Source organism: Maribacter sp. PR1 (genome assembly GCF_028464145.1).
Classification (GTDB): domain Bacteria; phylum Bacteroidota; class Bacteroidia; order Flavobacteriales; family Flavobacteriaceae; genus Maribacter.
Window position 1 is genome coordinate 284,924 of sequence record NZ_JAQPCG010000007.1, and the last position, 16,210, is coordinate 301,133.

Here is a 16,210-nt window from a genome sequence, read left to right on the forward strand (position 1 = left end):
AAATTATTCTATGTATTTTAATCTATCGGAATTGGATAAACTTCCTAGCAGATACAGGGCAAATTTAATCAATAGTTGCTCAGGGTATAGACCTAGCAATCTTTTAGGTACAAAATCACTCAAAGGCGTTACAAATCTGGGGCTTTTTAATTCCATAATGCATATTGGCAGTAACCCTGCCCTGTTAGGATTTGTTTTAAGACCACTTACCGTCAGAAGGGATACCTATGATAACTTAAAAGATACCGGCGTTTTTACAGTAAACCACGTGAATGGAAAAATAGTATCAAAAAGTCATAAAACCTCAGCGAAATATGCGAAAGAGGTTTCTGAGTTTGAAGAGGTTCAGCTAACCGAGGAATACTTGGATGGTTTTGATGCTCCCTATGTCAAGGAAAGTAAAATAAAAATAGGGTGCTCCTATGTTAACGAATATCTGATAAAGGAAAATGGCTGCGTAATGATTATCGGAGCCATTGAGCACCTTTATGTTCCCGATAATGTCATGCTTGAAGATGGATGGTTGAATTTGGAAAAAGCAGACAGCATCGCTAACATTGGTTTAGATGGTTATGCTTCTTCAAAAATTGTTCAAAGATATACCTACGCCAAGCCCAACGAAGAACTAGAAAGGAAAAACCATGGCTCATAAAAAACAGCATATTCCGTCTAAAAAATGTCCTATATGTGGTCTGTCATTTAATTGGCGGAAAAAATGGGAAAAGAATTGGCCGGATGTAAAATATTGCAGTGAAAAGTGCCGAAGAAATAAACACACAACCGCACATGAATAATTTAGTTTGGTTCAGAAACGACCTTAGGGTTCAAGATAATGTTTCGCTATTAAAAGCAAGTGAGGGTGAACATTTGATTGGAGTTTACTGTTTCGATTCAATGTATTTTAAAGAGGGTGATTTTGGATTTAAGAAAACCGAACGGTTCAGAGCTAAATTCCTAATTGAATCGATAAAAGATTTAAGTGAAAACCTAAAAAAACACAACATACCTCTATTTATTTACATGGGTAGCTCATCCAAATTTATACCCCAATTAATTGAAAACCAAAATATTAATACGGTTTATCTTCAAAAAGAGTGGACACGTGACGAAAACCAAATTCTAAACTCGGTAAAAAAAGAAGTTGACCATTCAATCGAGTTCAAAGAATCTTTCAATCAGTTTTTATATCATCCAAAAGACATTCCATTTGCAAGTTTCCAAGAAATTCCGAAGGTATTTACGCATTTTAGAAAAAAGTGCGAAAAACTATCCGAAATAAGGCCCTTCAAGAAGTTCAACAAAGTATTTCCACACTCAAATTTTATTCAAACCCAAACAGAAATTCCTTCCCTAATGGACCTTGGATTATCGGAACCCGAAATTGATTCTAGAACCGCATTTCCATTCAAAGGTGGTGAAGCACAGGCTCTTAAAAGAATAAACGAGTATTTCTGGGAAACCCAAAAATTAGCTTACTATAAAAAAACAAGAAATGGCCTGGTAGGTACGGACTACAGTTCCAAGTTATCCGCTTGGTTGGCCAATGGAAGCATTTCGCCCAGAACTATTTTTTGGGAAGTAAAAAAGTTTGAAAAAGAAATAAAAAAGAACCAAGATACCTATTGGCTGATATTCGAGCTGATTTGGCGTGATTTCTTTAAATATGTATCCTTAAAACACAGTTCCAAAATATTCCATATCGATGGGATATTGGATAAAAAATATGATTGGAACTTTGATAAAAAAATGTTGGACAGCTGGATTTCGGGTACTACAAACCTACCCTTTATAAACGCCAATATGAAAGAGATTGCACAAACGGGATGGATGAGCAACCGGGGAAGACAAAACGTTGCAAGCTATTGGTCCAAAGAAGTAGAACAAGATTGGCGTTACGGTGCTGCTTATTTTGAAAGCTTGCTTATTGATTATGATGTCCATAGTAATTGGGGAAATTGGATGTATAACAGTGGTGTGGGGAATGACCCCAGAGATAGAAAGTTCAATAGCAATTTACAAGCGGAGCGCTATGATCCAAATGGAAAATTTCAAAATCTATGGCTCCAAGAATCCCTATTTTAAATAGAAAATAATGAAAACGCTTAGATTAGTATTAGGCGATCAATTGAATTACAACCATAGCTGGTTCAATGAGGTTGACGATGATGTTACCTACATTATGGCCGAAATGCGTCAAGAAACGGACTATGTAAAACATCACATACAAAAGGTTGTAGCCTTTTTTTTGGCGATGCGCTCCTTCAAGGAACACTTAACCGAGATAGGCCACAATTTCATTTATCTAAAAATTGGAAGCACTGAAAATCCGCAGGAATTAGGTAAAATTATTGAACAATATTGCCAGGCTACCAACGCGGAACAATTTGAATATCAGTTACCGGATGAATATCGGTTGGACCAACAACTCAAGGGTATTTCAAATACCCTAGAAATAGAGACCAAAGCGGTGGACACCGAACATTTCTATACATCGCGTTACGCCCTTAAAAATTTCTTTTCCGGCAAGAAACAGCTTGTGATGGAGTCTTTTTATCGTATGATGCGAAAAAAGCATGATATCATGGTAGTCAATGGACAACCGGAAGGTGGTAAATGGAACTATGACAAAAGCAACCGAAAGAAGTGGAATGGCAAACCTGAGATTCCACATGAAAGTGGGTTTCGAAAGGATGTTTCCGCTATACTGGACGAGATTCATAAAGCTGATATAATAACCTTTGGTGAAATTGAACCTAAGCAGTTCAGCTGGCCGGTTACACGACTAGATTGTCTTTCCGTCCTTAATTACTTTTGCCAAGAATTGTTGACCCACTTCGGTGATTATCAAGACGCGCTGCATACCGAGGAGAAATTCCTATTTCACTCTAGATTGTCTTTTGCCATGAATTCAAAAATTTTGAGTCCAAAAGAAGTTATTACTAAAGTATTGGACCATTATTATCAACATACCGATGCAATAGACATTTCACAAGTAGAGGGCTTTGTAAGACAAATTTTAGGTTGGCGGGAATATATGCGGGGAATCTACTGGAAAGAAATGCCCAATTATTCCAATCTAAACAAATTGGAAAACCATAACAAACTCCCTGAATTTTTCTGGTCCGGTAACACCAAAATGAATTGCTTAAAACATGCCATTGGACAAAGTTTGACGGATGCATACGCTCATCATATTCAACGACTTATGATAATTGGTAATTTTGCCTTACTCACCCAAATAGACCCCGATGAAGTTGACCGCTGGTACCTGGGTGTTTACATTGATGCCATAGAGTGGGTAGAAATTACAAATACTAGGGGCATGAGTCAATTTGCGGACGGAGGAATTGTTGCAACCAAACCTTATGTAAGCAGTGCCAACTATATTAACAAAATGAGCAATTACTGTAGTAGTTGCCACTATAAACACACCTTAAAAAAGGGTGACAACGCCTGCCCTTTTAATGTCCTCTACTGGAATTTTTTGGACGAAAAAAAAGAGTATTTTAAAAATAATCAAAGAATGAGTATGATGATGAGCCTTTTGGATAAAAAGGATTCCAGTGAGATAAACTATATAAGGACTAAATCTCGAGAAATTATTGAGAATCTTGATAAAGTTTAACAGATTTTTTTATCAATGCATCAACCAAAGTATTAATTTCATACGTATATAAATAGACTATTCCGCGAGAGCGTCTATATATATCCAAGAAGGTCCTTCACAACACGATTGCGAAGGACCTTTTTTTTATACGGATCACAAGGTTCCGGAAAGCAAAAAGACCTTCCCAAAAATTGAAAAGGTCTTCCTTGTATGTACTTATTACTATCTACTTCAAAATACCGTCTACAATTCCATATTCGATAGACTCTTCGGCATTCATCCAATAATCCCTATCAAAATCTTTTAATACCTTTTCAAATTTTTGTCCACAGTTATCGGCCAATATTTGAGCACTCAATTCCTTGGTCTTTATGATTTCCTTGGCCTGTATCTCGATATTAGAGGCTTGTCCCCGAGCCCCTCCACTGGGTTGATGTATCATCACCTGAGCATGCGGCTGAATAAAACGTCTTCCTTTTTTTCCTACCGATAATAAGATAGAACCCATGGAAGCCGCTAAACCTGTGCATATGGTAGAAACAGGACTTTTCAATGATTTTATGGTATCGTACATAGCAAAGCCGGAGGTAACATATCCTCCTGGACTATTGATATATAATTGTATCTCTTTATTGTTCTGCATATCCAAGTACAACAATCTATCTATGACATGTTTTGCCGAATCGTCATCCACTTGCCCCCAGAGAAAGACCTTTCTTTCCTCTAACATCTTTTCATCGATAGCTTCTTGTATTTTTCCTTTTTTAGCACTCATATTTTAAATTATTATTGGAAATCAAAATTAAGGAAATAATTGGGAAACCCGTTCATGAAAAATCACCTTCGGCAGATAAACAAAATGCTATTAAATTACTCTCTTAAAAAAATCAACGCCGATTTACTTCTACTTTGTTCTCAACTACTTTTTTAATAGGTACGACAACTTTGCCCTTATTGGTCTTTAGCACCATGGAAATACTGTCTATGGCCTCTATGGTCCCTTCCAGGTTTTTTATTTTTATTCTATCCCCTACTTCATAGATTCTTCTAGAATAAAAGGTTCGGAGCAGGTCACCTACCACTTCCCTAGATCCAAGACCCAGGGCTAGCGCGAATGCTAAAAGAAAAGCGCCCAGTATCAATGTAAAATTACTGGTGATTATCTCCGTGTTGACACCGGCTTGATTCAATGCCGTAATAGAAACAAAAAATGTTATTAAAAAGAACAGCGCGTTACTTACCATTTTAGAGCCACCAATACCCATGGCCTCGAATAGGTTGAGTACTGCTTTCTTTATAATAGTGGCCAAATAAAGCCCTCCAACCAATATTAATAGAGAACTGAATAAAGTGGGTAAATATCCTAAAATGGAATATATACCGTCAGAAAGCGCATGAAGCCCCATTGTTTGGGCCAAAACCATTGTAAACATAAGTACAAGCAAGACCTTAACAGTAGTCAACATAACCTTTAAAAGGTCTATTTCTATTTGCTTGTCCCCCAAAAGTTTAGCATCCGCTACGCGCTGTGAAAGAACATCGATCTTAGCAGCTTTGAGCACTCTTTTTAAAACAAATAATATCAATTTTATTATAAGCCAGGCTACAAGTAAGCCTATAAGACCTATAAAGATTCTTGGGATCATTTCTACAACAGAACGCAATAAGACCTCAAAGCTTGCAATAAGGGTATCCTTAAATTCGCTGATTGTTTCCATAGGTTGTTTGTTAATTATTTTTTATTGGTTTTTAAAAGTCCCTTAATCAATGCGCCATAATTGGACGTGAACAGACGAGCCATATCCATAATCAGCTTGGCTCTGGCCACATCGGCCATTACCTTTTTACGCATCTCTGGTGGCACATCCTTAAGATCTCCCTGTAATATCTTAAATGGATTTTTATTCTGTTCCATTATTCGGGTATAGTTTTGTACAGTTCCACTACTCTTGCCTTGGCCCGTTTCAATCTCATTTTAACAGCAGATGAACCAAGGTCCATTAAGTCTTCCAGTTCCTTTATCGATACGCCATCTTGATATTTTAACAATAAAATACTTTTATCTTCTGGCGGAATCAACTCTAGCACTTTCTTTAATTTCAATACTTGAAGCTCCAATAGATGCTCATCGGTAACCTCCATGGAAAGTTCCATTTCATCTTTATCCAAGGAATTTGAACTATCCCTCATCTTTCTTCCCTTATCCCTATTCACATAGTTTACACAGAAGTTATAGGTAAAAGAATATAACCATGTAGAAAATTTAGATCTACCTTTAAACGAGGAAAGCTTTACAAAGAGCATAAGAAAAACATCCTGGGTAAGGTCCTCTGCCTCTTTCTGTGACCTTGCAAATCCATGACATTTATTATAAACCACTTTGGCATAACGGTCATATAATACCCCAAAAAGCATAGTGTCCCTATTCATAACAATTTGCTTCACCAAATCCTCATCAGAAACCTCCTTAAAAGGAGATTCTGAGTCCAATTCCTTTGTGAATTGGTTTCCTATAATTATGAGACACAGTTTCTTTAAAAAAGTCACTCTTAACCGATTTTTAAATCAAAAATAGGGGAAACTATCATTAATTAATACCTTTAGGGATAAATACGCTGAAGATGAAAAAATATCCATCACTATTGATTCTTATCTTATTAATAACTTTAAGTTGTAAGGAAGATAAACCCAAAGAAGAATCAGACACTGAAACTGAAACCGCCGTTTTGGAGAAAATTGCCAATGCTAATGGTTATGAAAATTGGAAGGATGTAGAGCGTATTAAGTTTACGTTTAACGTTGACCGAGATTCCTCTCATTTTGAACGTACCTGGTTATGGGAACCCAAAACAAACGATGTTGTCTTTATGACCCATGAAGACACAATAAGCTATAATCGAAAGGAAATGGACAGTGTTATCGCAAAAACCGATGCTGGTTTTATTAACGATAAATATTGGATGCTGGCTCCCTACCAATTGGTATGGGACCAAAATAGTTTTACTTATGAGCTTACGGATTCCATCCAGTCGCCCATGGGTAAGGAGAATATGAACAAACTAACTATAGTATATGGCGACGAAGGTGGGTATACTCCGGGTGATGCCTATGATTTTTATTTTGGAGATGACTATGTGATACAGGAGTGGGTTTTTAGAAGAGGAAATCAATCGGAACCTAATATGGTAACCAGTTGGGAAGACTATAAGAGCTATAACGGTTTGGATATAGCTACCATGCACAAAATGGGTGAAGGTAATTTTCAGTTGTACTTTACGGGTATAGAAGTTATGACAGAGTAAAAATTAAAATTATTGACTCCTTCTCTTCTTTAAAATCGCCGTAGCCCCCAATATAAACAAGGCTACGGCCAACAAGACCATAAAACTTGTCTTTAGGGAATAGTTATCGGCCAAAAAACCCAGAATAGGAGGTGCACATAGGAATCCTGAATATCCCGCTCCCGCTATAAAAGAAACACCCTTAGAGGAATCCACACCTTTTACATTGCCGCCAATCCTAAATAATTCTGGGACCATTGCAGAAAAACCGAGACCACAAATAGCAAAGCCTACTATAGCAAAATATGTTGAAGTCGTTAAAACCAACAAATAACCTATAATACTTAATAAGGTACCTAGTGCTACCATTTTTACGGACCCTATACTTCCGCTAATCCCATCACCTAAGAATCGACCCAAGGTCATAGTGACTTGAAACCCCAAAAAACCTGCGCCCCATAAAGCTTCTGGAGCCAAACTAATTTCTTTTAGATAAAGACCACTCCAGTCTACAATGGCACCCTCACTACCCATGGCGATGAAGGATATCAACCCAAGTAGCAACAATGGCTTTAAAAGCTTTAAGCTGAAGGTTTCCTTCTCTATGGTCGCCGCTATTTCATTCACATAATTCTTATAATACAGCAAATTCACTATAAATACTAAGGCAATTGCAATACCCATATGGAGTACAGGGTTATCCAATGGACCAATTAAAAAACTTCCAAGTCCTGCCAAAACGCCTCCCAAACTAAAAAAGCCATGTGAGGCCGACATAAATTTAGCGCCATCCTTTTTTTCCAATTCAGTAACCAAAGTATTCATGGATATATCCGTAAAACCATTTGAAGCTCCGAACAAAAACAAACTCACCATCAACGTATAATAACTGGGGCTTAAAAGGGGTAAGATAGATGTACAACAACTAATCAATACTCCATACCAAGTAGCTTTCCCCACTCCTATTCTATTGATTATGGTGGAAGCAAAAGGAAAAACGATGAATACCCCAAGTGATAAACAGAAAATAGCAATGCCCAATTGGGACTTGTCGATACCCAAATTTTCCTTTACCGTTGGTATATAAATGGCCCAGGTCCCAAAAAGAATATTGATACTTGCAAACACCCAAGAAGGACCAAAGTAACGAGCATTTGCAAAAATTAGTCGAAGCGATTTCATATACAGTTTCTACTTCTTTAGGATACCCTCTTTCAATATTTGTCCAAATTGATACATATCAACATAAGAGCAATAAAATGGTGCTGGTGCCAATCGTATGACGTTTTGTTCCCTCCAATCCGTTATTACACCATTGTCCATCAAATAGTTAAATATACCCTTGCCCTCCCCATGTAGAAAGACAGAAAGTTGACATCCTCTATCCTTTGGGGTAATTATTTCGAAACTACTATCAACTTCATTATCAATTTCCTTTAAGATAAATTCCAGGTAAGCCGTGATCCTATTTCTTTTTTCAATCAGGGCATCCATTCCCACCTCTTCAAAAAGTTCCAAGGAGGCCAAATAGGGTGCCATGGAAAGTATGGGAGGGTTGCTTATTTGCCATGCATCTGCAGTTTCCATGGGATCAAATTCTGGCTTCATTAAGAAACGTTCTTCCTTTTTTGTTCCCCACCAACCTTCAAACCTTGGGATATCCTTCTTATTTAAATGCCTTTTGTGGATGAAAACTCCCGAGGCATTTCCCGGTCCACTGTTCATGTATTTATAGCTACACCACGCCGCAAAATCCGCATTCCAATCATGTAGTTTTAGTTCAACGTTCCCAACAGCATGCGCCAAGTCCCATCCTACATTGGCTCCTACCACCTTTCCTGCCTTGGTTATAGCTCCCATATCCATAACCTGTCCGTTATAATAATTGACTCCTCCAATGAGCACTAAAGCCAATTCATCCCCTACTTCCTCAATTTTGGCAATAATATCCTCCGTTCGCCAAAAGTGCTCTCCTTCTCTTTTTTTTACTTCAACAATCGCATCTTCAGCTTTAAACCCATGAAAACGAACCTGACTTTGGAGCATATATTGATCACTAGGAAATGCCTTTTCCTCACATATGATTTTAAATCGTTTTGGGCTAGGCGTATAGAAAGAAACCATCAGTAAATGAAGGTTTATGCTCAAGGTATTCATCACCGTAACCTCCTCGGGAAATGCACCGACAACTTTGCACAAGGGTTTTATGAGTCGTTCATGATAATCCCACCAGGGTTTATCAGCATAGAAATGGCCCTCAACTCCTAATTCCGCCCAATCGGTCATTATTTCGTCCACAAATTCCCTGGAACGTTTTGGTTGAAGTCCCAAAGAATTACCCGTAAAATAAATTACCTCCTTGCTATTTACCTTTGGAAAAGTAAACGCATTACGATACTTTCCAAGTGTATCCTTTTTATCTAAATCTTGAGCAAAGGCCAAGGTGTTTTTAAATTCCATAATTATTTTTTTAGGGTAACTCTCAGCTGTGCAAGACAGAAAAGTAATTCAATAATCTCATCAAATTAAGATTATCCGGTAAAAATACAGATATAGGAAGAAAAGAAATCAAAGTACGTATTAGAATTTGTTTTCGTCAGAAGTATCTAAACGCATTTCAATGATATGCCTTTTAAAACCCACTTTTTCATAGGCTTTTAAAGCAGGTTCGTTATCGTTGTATACCGTTAGTCGAATTTCTCCAATATTCTTGCTCCAAACCCATTTTTTGAGTCCATCTATAATTTTTCCATTCACACCTTTACCCCTAAATTCGGGAAGGGTATACATAAAGCCCAGATATCCATAATTCGTATGGTCCAAGTAATGACGTGCCTCTTTGATTAATGCATATCCACTGGCTACCACCTTATCTCCCCAACATGCAATAAGCACTAGGGCTTCATTGGATTGAATCAGTTCTTCTAGATCATAATAATTTATTTTGCCTTTTCTTATCGTTGGGTCAAAAGGTCTTTCTGCAAGAATAACCTCCTGTTCAAAACCTAAAAGGGTCTGTAAATCTTTGATTTCCGCTTTACGAATGATAATATCATTTTCCATCTAAAACCTTAACATTTCATAAAAATAACGCTTAAAAAGGTATTTTTGTAAAAAGTCAGCGATGCATTTTCTATCACAGATACTAGAGGATTATCTAACGGACCATTCCCAAAAAGAACCTGTAATTTTAAAGGAACTTACACGGGAAACCCATTTAAAAGTGATACAGCCAAGAATGCTGACGGGGCATTTTCAGGGCAGGGTTTTAAGTCTTCTTTCTAAAATAATAAATCCAAAGTATATTCTTGAAATTGGCACCTATACAGGCTATTCGGCTATTTGTCTGGCTGAGGGACTACAAGAAAATGGGCAATTACACACTATTGACGTAAACGCTGAATTGTATGACATACAACGTTCCTATTTTGATAAAAGCGGTTACGGGGAGCGGATTCACCAGCATGTTGGCAATGCATTGGACCTAATTCCCAATATGGACCTAACTTTTGATTTAATTTTCATTGATGCCGAGAAAAAGCAGTATGACAATTATTTGGAAACGGTCCTCCCAAAAACCCGGCCTGGCAGTGTTATTCTTTCCGACAACGTCCTATGGTCCGGAAAGGTGGTAGAACCGCTGGACAAAAAAGATAAGACCACCCAAATCCTATTGGACTATAACAAAAAGTTGAGCAATCATCCTAAATTGGATACCGTACTGCTACCTATTCGTGACGGATTGACGTTAAGTAGGGTAAAATAAGGAGCAAATACAATTTGTAGAAAATCCATGCCGATAATATACCTACCATGGCCCCAATAATTACGTCTATAGGAAAATGTACTCCTAAGTAAATTCGGCTCATTGCAAACAGCACGGGCCATATAAAAAATAGATAGGACCATTTAAAAAAATACCTCAAAAAAAGTACTACAAAAGTGGTAATGGAAAAGGATACCGAAGCATGACCGGAAAAAAAGCTAAATCCAGTTGGGCCTCTTAATATACGGATCAGCGTATTTATCTCCTCATTATTATTTGGCCTTAATCGTGCAACGACCAACTTGGTCAAGTCCGTTAAGGTGTGCACGAAAAACACCATGAGAAAGAGGGTTGCTATAATCGTTAAGGCCTGGCGCCAAGTAAATTTTCTAAAGAAAAGAAAACCAAACAAGAGTAATAAAGGAATCCAAGTCGGGAATTTAGTAACGGTAGACCAAAAAGTATCATACTGTTCAATACCCAAATTATTAAGGTAAATAAATGTATCTCGGTCCCATTCTAAAAGCCGATCTAACATATTAATAGACCTTACTTTCTTTTAATAGTGCCCGATACGTCACCAATTTTCTTACTCACCTCACCAAACTCTTTTTTGATATCCTTGCTGATGCCGCTATCGATGCTGTCCTTTACATCATCGATGTCCTTTTTTATATCCGTAATAACACTGGTGTCTATCCCTTGTTTATCGGCACTTCGCTGTATCTCCCTCTTGATATCATCCGTAGCATCCCTTAACTGTCTCATACCCTTACCTAAGCCTTTGGCTATCCCAGGAATTTTATCCGCTCCAAAAACCATCACCACAATGAACATGATGAAGAATATTTCGGCACCACTAATGAATAAAAAATGTGTTGCAATCATACTACAAATATAATCAAGTTTAGTCGCGCAATAAAAAAGCCCTGTTAAAGAACAGGGCTTTTTACAAAAATTTTAATGCTTATTATTTCCCTTTGATATTTTCCTTGAACTTATCAAAGTCATTTTGCTCCTCTTGTTTAGGCCAAGAGTTATTTGTAGTATCAATATCTGCAGTTTCCATTTTAGGATCTACAACGATACCTTTTAATTCACTTGTGGCAGAAATAACCAAACTTACCTCGTCATCGTTCTTTCTCCAGATTTCCACTGGATAGGTAATATTCTCCGTAGTTCCATCGGCATAGGTATACTCAACGATTAACGGCATTGGAATTCCTCCCGGCTTGTCATAAGTTACTTCATAGAAATATTTAGGCTCTTTTACGGCCGCTCGCTCAGCTGCTGTCATATTGTCCATCATAAATTCCTTAAGCGTAGTGGAACTTTCGGAAGGGGACTTTCCTTTTAGGTTCGGATCAAAATCCTCGCTTCCCTCTTCTGCAAGATATACCAAAGGTGGCAAATCTGCCTCTGTCATATTTCGAGCAGCCATATATTCCTGCATTTTCTTGGTCGGCTTATCGCTAACGTAATATTTCTTAATTCCTTTTACACCGATATCCACATAGTCCGTAGTATAGAACCATCCTCTCCAATAGTAATCCAAATCAACCGCCGATGCGTCTTCCATGGTCCTGAAAAAATCCTCGGGAGTAGGATGCTTGAACATCCATCTTTGGGCATAGGTTTTAAAAGCATGGTCAAAAAGTTCTCTTCCCATTACCGTTTCACGTAAAATATTCAACGCCGTAGCTGGCTTCCCATAAGCATTGGGCCCTAGTTGATAAACGTTTTCCGGATTGGACATGATGGGCGAAATCGTACTCTGATCACCACTCATGTAGGGAACTATTTTTGCAGGATCTCCCCTTCTAGAGGGATAGTTGCTGTTAGGAGCAATGGCATCGGGAAATTCCTCACCGAATTCCTGCTCCGCCATGTACTGCATAAAGGTATCCAAACCTTCGTCCATCCACCCCCATTGACGCTCATCGGAGTTTACGATCATCGGGAAAAAGTTATGTCCTACCTCGTGGATAATTACACTGATCATTCCATATTTAACCCTATCGGAATACGTACCATCTTCATTGGGCCTACCGTAATTCCAACAAATCATTGGATATTCCATCCCTTGATTTTTCGCATGTACAGAAATAGCTTTTGGGTAAGGGTAATCAAAAGTGTGCGATGAGTATGATTTTAAGGTATGTGCTACGGCTTTGGTAGAATATTCTTCCCATAGCGGGTTACCTTCCTTCGGATACATGGATACTGCCATTACATCCCTATCGCCCATTTTCACCGCCTGCATATCCCAGATAAACTTTCTGGAGGTGGCAAAACCGAAATCACGTACGTTTTCAGCTTTTAGTTTCCAAGTTTTGGTTTTGTCCGAAAATCCTTTTTCAGCCGCTTCGGCTTCCTCTTGGGTTACGATAACCACAGGTTTATCATACGACTTTTTAGCCTGCTCGTAGCGCCTCATCATTTCCTTGGAATAGACTTCCTTTCTATTTTGTAAAACACCGGTTCCATCCAATACGTGGTCTGCAGGAACGGTAATGTTAACCTCATAATCCCCAAAGGTTAGGGCGAATTCACCACTTCCCCAGAACTGATGGTTTTGCCATCCTTCCACATCACTGTAAACGGCCATTCTCGGGAAAAACTGGGCAATAACATAGGCCCGGTTACCATCCTTTACAAAATATTCAAATCCAGATCGTGCACGGTTTACCGTATGGTCGGGAATATTATAGTTCCATTTTACGGAGAACGTGTACTGCTCCCCACTTTTTAGCGGTGCGGGAATATCCACACGCATCATGGTAAAATTTATGGTATATGGCAAAGCTTTACCTGAAGCATCCTTAACATAATCTATGTTGAAACCACCATCAAAAGGTTCTCCCATATATTTTGAGGCAAAACCTCCTGGTTGTTCTGCCAAAGGAACTCCTCCTCCATTTCTTAATGGTGCCTTAGAATCCTTGGCACGCACGTTTTGATCCAGTTGCAACCAGAGATACTCCAGATCATCCGGTGAATTGTTGGTATAGGTAATGGTCTCTTCCCCATATATTTTTGCATTCTTATCGTCTAACCTAATATCCATCTTATAGTCGGCCTGCTGCTGATAATAATCAGGGCCCGGTGCTCCAGATGCCGAACGATAGGTATTTGGAGTTGCAAACTCTTCGTATAATTGCTTGAATTTACTTTGATTGTAATGCCCTGGTTCTTTTTTCTGTTGCTCGTCTTCCTGTGCAAAGGAAACAGCGGCAAACAAGAATAAAAGTGAGGCAAAAGTGTACTTAAATCTTCTCATCATCTATGTTAGTTTTTAATGCGCGGGAAATTAAAGTTTTTTAAAGAATTTCTTAACATACGTTATAAATTTAACATTCCTTTAGTATCGCTTTTTAGGAGGACATAGCTCTTTTTCTTTCCATTGACTTTAAAATGGACCACATTCTGCTGTTCATCGAACAAATCCGTGAGCAATTCATTGATAACGGCAATTGAGGATACTTTCTTCAGGTTTACCTTGGGCACTTCCATATAACAGATAATCATGTCCGTCTCATATTTTTTTCCCAAAAGCGTATATTCCGTTGTTTTACCATCTACTTCCACAAGAAATTTGGAACGCAGATACTTTTCAAAATAATCATTGTCCATTTCGGTTTCCTTTTTTGTTCCCAACTTGGAATCAATACCATAGCGTTCCTTTAGGACGGCATTCATATCATCCACAAAAATCCTGGTCGTAATCTGAAGGGCATCGTCCTTTTCGGAATAGCCTATGTTGGTTACGCTGATATAGAATTTATGGGCAACGGTAAAGGCCACTAAAGGCAATAGCAATAAGAACCAAACTTTTTTAAAACGTCGCATCTTTACTTGTTTATTGTTTTAATACGCAAACGATATGCCAAAACTCCCTAGTCCAAATCATTATACGCTCTATAGACTAAACTCCGTTTTTCCAAATATTCCCAAATCTGAAAAAGGTCATGGGTATCTACTACGTGTTGGAACGTAGTGTCCACCTCACAAAAGTAGAAAAAGTCATCCGTCTTATTCTCCGGAATTTTTAATTGGGTTCGGTATAGGGAATCGGCATAAAATTCTCGCACCCGCTCAGTTCGGCTATATAATTTATCGCGTTCCAAGCGTTTTTTTAGCATTTTGGTCCTTCCGGAAATTCCATTGAGTATAGGATTTAGTGGAATAAACCCTCCACCCGATGTAGCCTCGAACAACTCCCGTTCGGCCTTTGTCAGAACCCTAACATAGGCATTGGGCAACCCTAGGGTAGAAGCCGTAACCACCGGCTCCGTATCAAGAACGCCAATATCCTTGATAATATCACCGGAGAGGTTATAGGGAGTAACAGTCACTTCGTCCAATTGCTCCAAGGCGTCATCCAGGGGTACAATAAGGTTTTTACTAGTAAAGATGGATGGGGTGATTACAATTTCTTTCTTCTTAAACTGAACCGCAGAGAAAACTAAGGTATCGTTTACCCGTACTTGAATGGAGAAAAAACCATGGATATCCGTTATTCCGGCCCTTTGAGTAGTGGTGTTGAGTACATGGGTGGCCGCTACGTCCCCATCGGTACTGGTTACCCTACCCTCTAGGTCCTTAACTTCCCCCGTCTGTGCCATAAGAACGACCGGGAACAATACACATAACAGGAATTTACTCCTCATTCAATTCTTCGCGGAACGATTTACTCAGATTCACCAAGGAATCTATCAATTGAAATTCATTTTCCTTTTTAAGTAATGACCGTGCAGGTAATTTTTCATCACAGTAGGTTAGAAAGGACTCTATTTGGTTCTGAGGTAATTTTAAATCTTCTACAAAGAAGCGGTTGTCATAAACCCTTCTAAGTACCTCGCTCACCTGTAATTTTGGGCCTTCCGTGGCCATATCGGGTTTGGATTTAAAGATGGCCTTAAAGATGTTTACAAAATTAAGACCGTCCTGCATTCCTCTTTCGGTTCTGGAAAGTGCTATGTTCTCTACTTCGGTCGTTCGATCGATTTCATATTCCACCTCTTTAAATTCCTCGTTCTTTACCTGTAGATAACGTTCTTCGTTTTCCGGGGTAACCACGACTTCGTCCAATTCGGTCACCTTTTCATTGACACTCACTATAATTCGGTTCTTTGCCAAGATCTCCGGGGTTATTTCCAACACTTGATATTGATAATTGACCGCGGTAAAGACAAGCTCGTCCCCCACCTTTACCCGTATGGCAAATTCTCCGTCCTCGTCCGTAACCGTAGCTTCCTCACTCGTAGAATTAATGACATATTCATTGGCCACATCCACATTTTTATAGAGCACGTGCCCTTTGACCAAGGCTCTCCCATCATCCTGCGCAAAGGATAAGGTGACATAAAAAATTAAAAACAGTGACAGTAAATTCTTGATCATATGCGTTCTGTAAGGAGATGCCCAAATTTGCATATCCGAATTAGTGACCCATAAAGTACGGACATGTAGCCATTTTAAAAAAAATACCTTAAATAAACTTTTGTTAATTTCTTGACTAGGTATTGGCAACCTTTGGGCTGCATCATATTCTAC

Annotated in this window: 19 protein-coding genes; 6 read left to right on the forward strand and 13 right to left on the reverse strand. The window is 38.6% G+C overall.

The annotated features are described in order from the left end of the window. Nucleotides 1–10 precede the first annotated feature (10 nt). Genes PP182_RS15835 through PP182_RS15850 form a run of 4 tightly spaced genes read left to right on the forward strand, consistent with a single transcriptional unit; the run spans nt 11 to nt 3,625 of the window. Nucleotides 11–652: a flavin reductase family protein gene (locus tag PP182_RS15835; RefSeq protein WP_272652236.1), complete on the forward strand. Its 642-nt coding sequence runs from the start codon at nt 11–13 to the stop codon at nt 650–652. Beyond that, on the forward strand, nt 642–794 hold the full coding sequence (locus PP182_RS15840; protein ID WP_272652237.1) for a DUF2256 domain-containing protein: 153 nt from the start codon (nt 642–644) through the stop codon (nt 792–794). Before PP182_RS15835 ends, PP182_RS15840 begins: the two co-directional genes overlap by 11 nt. Then, nucleotides 787–2,082: a DASH family cryptochrome gene (locus PP182_RS15845; RefSeq protein WP_272652238.1), complete on the forward strand. Its 1,296-nt coding sequence runs from the start codon at nt 787–789 to the stop codon at nt 2,080–2,082. Before PP182_RS15840 ends, PP182_RS15845 begins: the two co-directional genes overlap by 8 nt. A 10-nt stretch (nt 2,083–2,092) precedes the next feature. Further along, nucleotides 2,093–3,625: a cryptochrome/photolyase family protein gene (locus tag PP182_RS15850; protein WP_272652239.1), complete on the forward strand. Its 1,533-nt coding sequence runs from the start codon at nt 2,093–2,095 to the stop codon at nt 3,623–3,625. A 208-nt stretch (nt 3,626–3,833) separates the two neighbouring features. On the opposite strand, the gene PP182_RS15855 is transcribed toward PP182_RS15850, so the two are convergent. From PP182_RS15855 to PP182_RS15870, 4 genes are all read right to left on the reverse strand, one after another. Continuing rightward, nucleotides 3,834–4,382 (reverse strand): ClpP family protease, encoded by a 549-nt coding sequence (locus tag PP182_RS15855; protein ID WP_272652240.1) that lies wholly within the window; start codon nt 4,380–4,382, stop codon nt 3,834–3,836. Nucleotides 4,383–4,494: 112 nt separating this feature from the next. Next, nucleotides 4,495–5,325: a mechanosensitive ion channel family protein gene (locus PP182_RS15860; RefSeq protein ID WP_272652241.1), complete on the reverse strand. Its 831-nt coding sequence runs from the start codon at nt 5,323–5,325 to the stop codon at nt 4,495–4,497. 14 nt (nt 5,326–5,339) lie between these two features. Next, entirely contained in the window at nt 5,340–5,522 is a 183-nt protein-coding gene (locus tag PP182_RS15865) for a hypothetical protein (RefSeq protein ID WP_272652242.1), read from the reverse strand. Next, nucleotides 5,522–6,154 carry an RNA polymerase sigma factor gene (locus PP182_RS15870; RefSeq protein WP_272652243.1) on the reverse strand — a complete coding sequence of 211 codons (633 nt, stop codon included), beginning with the start codon at nt 6,152–6,154 and terminating at the stop codon, nt 5,522–5,524. Before PP182_RS15870 ends, PP182_RS15865 begins: the two co-directional genes overlap by 1 nt. 74 nt (nt 6,155–6,228) lie before the next feature. Here PP182_RS15870 and PP182_RS15875 point away from each other — a divergent pair, with 74 nt between their 5' ends. After that, complete coding sequence (locus tag PP182_RS15875) at nt 6,229–6,909, forward strand: hypothetical protein (RefSeq protein ID WP_272652244.1); 681 nt, start codon at nt 6,229–6,231, stop codon at nt 6,907–6,909. 9 nt (nt 6,910–6,918) lie between these two features. Here PP182_RS15875 and PP182_RS15880 read toward each other — a convergent pair whose 3' ends face one another. The 3 genes from PP182_RS15880 to PP182_RS15890 form a co-directional block, all read right to left on the reverse strand. After that, on the reverse strand, nt 6,919–8,070 hold the full coding sequence (locus tag PP182_RS15880) for an MFS transporter (protein WP_272652245.1): 1,152 nt from the start codon (nt 8,068–8,070) through the stop codon (nt 6,919–6,921). 9 nt (nt 8,071–8,079) lie between these two features. After that, the gene (kynU, locus tag PP182_RS15885; RefSeq protein WP_272652246.1) at nt 8,080–9,348 is read right to left on the reverse strand and encodes a kynureninase; all 1,269 of its coding nucleotides are present in this window, start codon (nt 9,346–9,348) and stop codon (nt 8,080–8,082) included. A gap of 120 nt (nt 9,349–9,468) precedes the next feature. Continuing rightward, complete coding sequence (locus PP182_RS15890; RefSeq protein ID WP_272652247.1) at nt 9,469–9,951, reverse strand: GNAT family N-acetyltransferase; 483 nt, start codon at nt 9,949–9,951, stop codon at nt 9,469–9,471. 61 nt (nt 9,952–10,012) lie between these two features. On the opposite strand from PP182_RS15890, the gene PP182_RS15895 reads away from it, so the two are divergent. After that, entirely contained in the window at nt 10,013–10,654 is a 642-nt protein-coding gene (locus PP182_RS15895) for an O-methyltransferase (RefSeq protein WP_272652248.1), read from the forward strand. On the opposite strand, the gene PP182_RS15900 is transcribed toward PP182_RS15895, so the two are convergent. From PP182_RS15900 to PP182_RS15925, 6 genes are all read right to left on the reverse strand, one after another. Then, complete coding sequence (locus PP182_RS15900; RefSeq protein ID WP_272652249.1) at nt 10,617–11,192, reverse strand: phosphatase PAP2 family protein; 576 nt, start codon at nt 11,190–11,192, stop codon at nt 10,617–10,619. The genes PP182_RS15895 and PP182_RS15900 overlap by 38 nt on opposite strands. A gap of 11 nt (nt 11,193–11,203) precedes the next feature. Then, nucleotides 11,204–11,542, reverse strand: a complete 339-nt coding sequence (locus PP182_RS15905) for a Sec-independent protein translocase subunit TatA/TatB (protein ID WP_272652250.1) — start codon at nt 11,540–11,542, stop codon at nt 11,204–11,206. A gap of 82 nt (nt 11,543–11,624) precedes the next feature. Then, a complete protein-coding gene (locus PP182_RS15910) occupies nt 11,625–13,934 on the reverse strand; it encodes a M1 family metallopeptidase (RefSeq protein WP_272652327.1) in 2,310 nt (769 codons plus the stop codon). Between the two features lie 62 nt (nt 13,935–13,996). Continuing rightward, a complete protein-coding gene (locus PP182_RS15915; protein WP_272652251.1) occupies nt 13,997–14,503 on the reverse strand; it encodes a DUF6702 family protein in 507 nt (168 codons plus the stop codon). Nucleotides 14,504–14,550: 47 nt separating this feature from the next. After that, nucleotides 14,551–15,324: a hypothetical protein gene (locus tag PP182_RS15920; protein ID WP_272652252.1), complete on the reverse strand. Its 774-nt coding sequence runs from the start codon at nt 15,322–15,324 to the stop codon at nt 14,551–14,553. Further along, nucleotides 15,314–16,057, reverse strand: a complete 744-nt coding sequence (locus tag PP182_RS15925) for a hypothetical protein (protein ID WP_272652253.1) — start codon at nt 16,055–16,057, stop codon at nt 15,314–15,316. Before PP182_RS15925 ends, PP182_RS15920 begins: the two co-directional genes overlap by 11 nt. Nucleotides 16,058–16,210 lie beyond the last annotated feature (153 nt).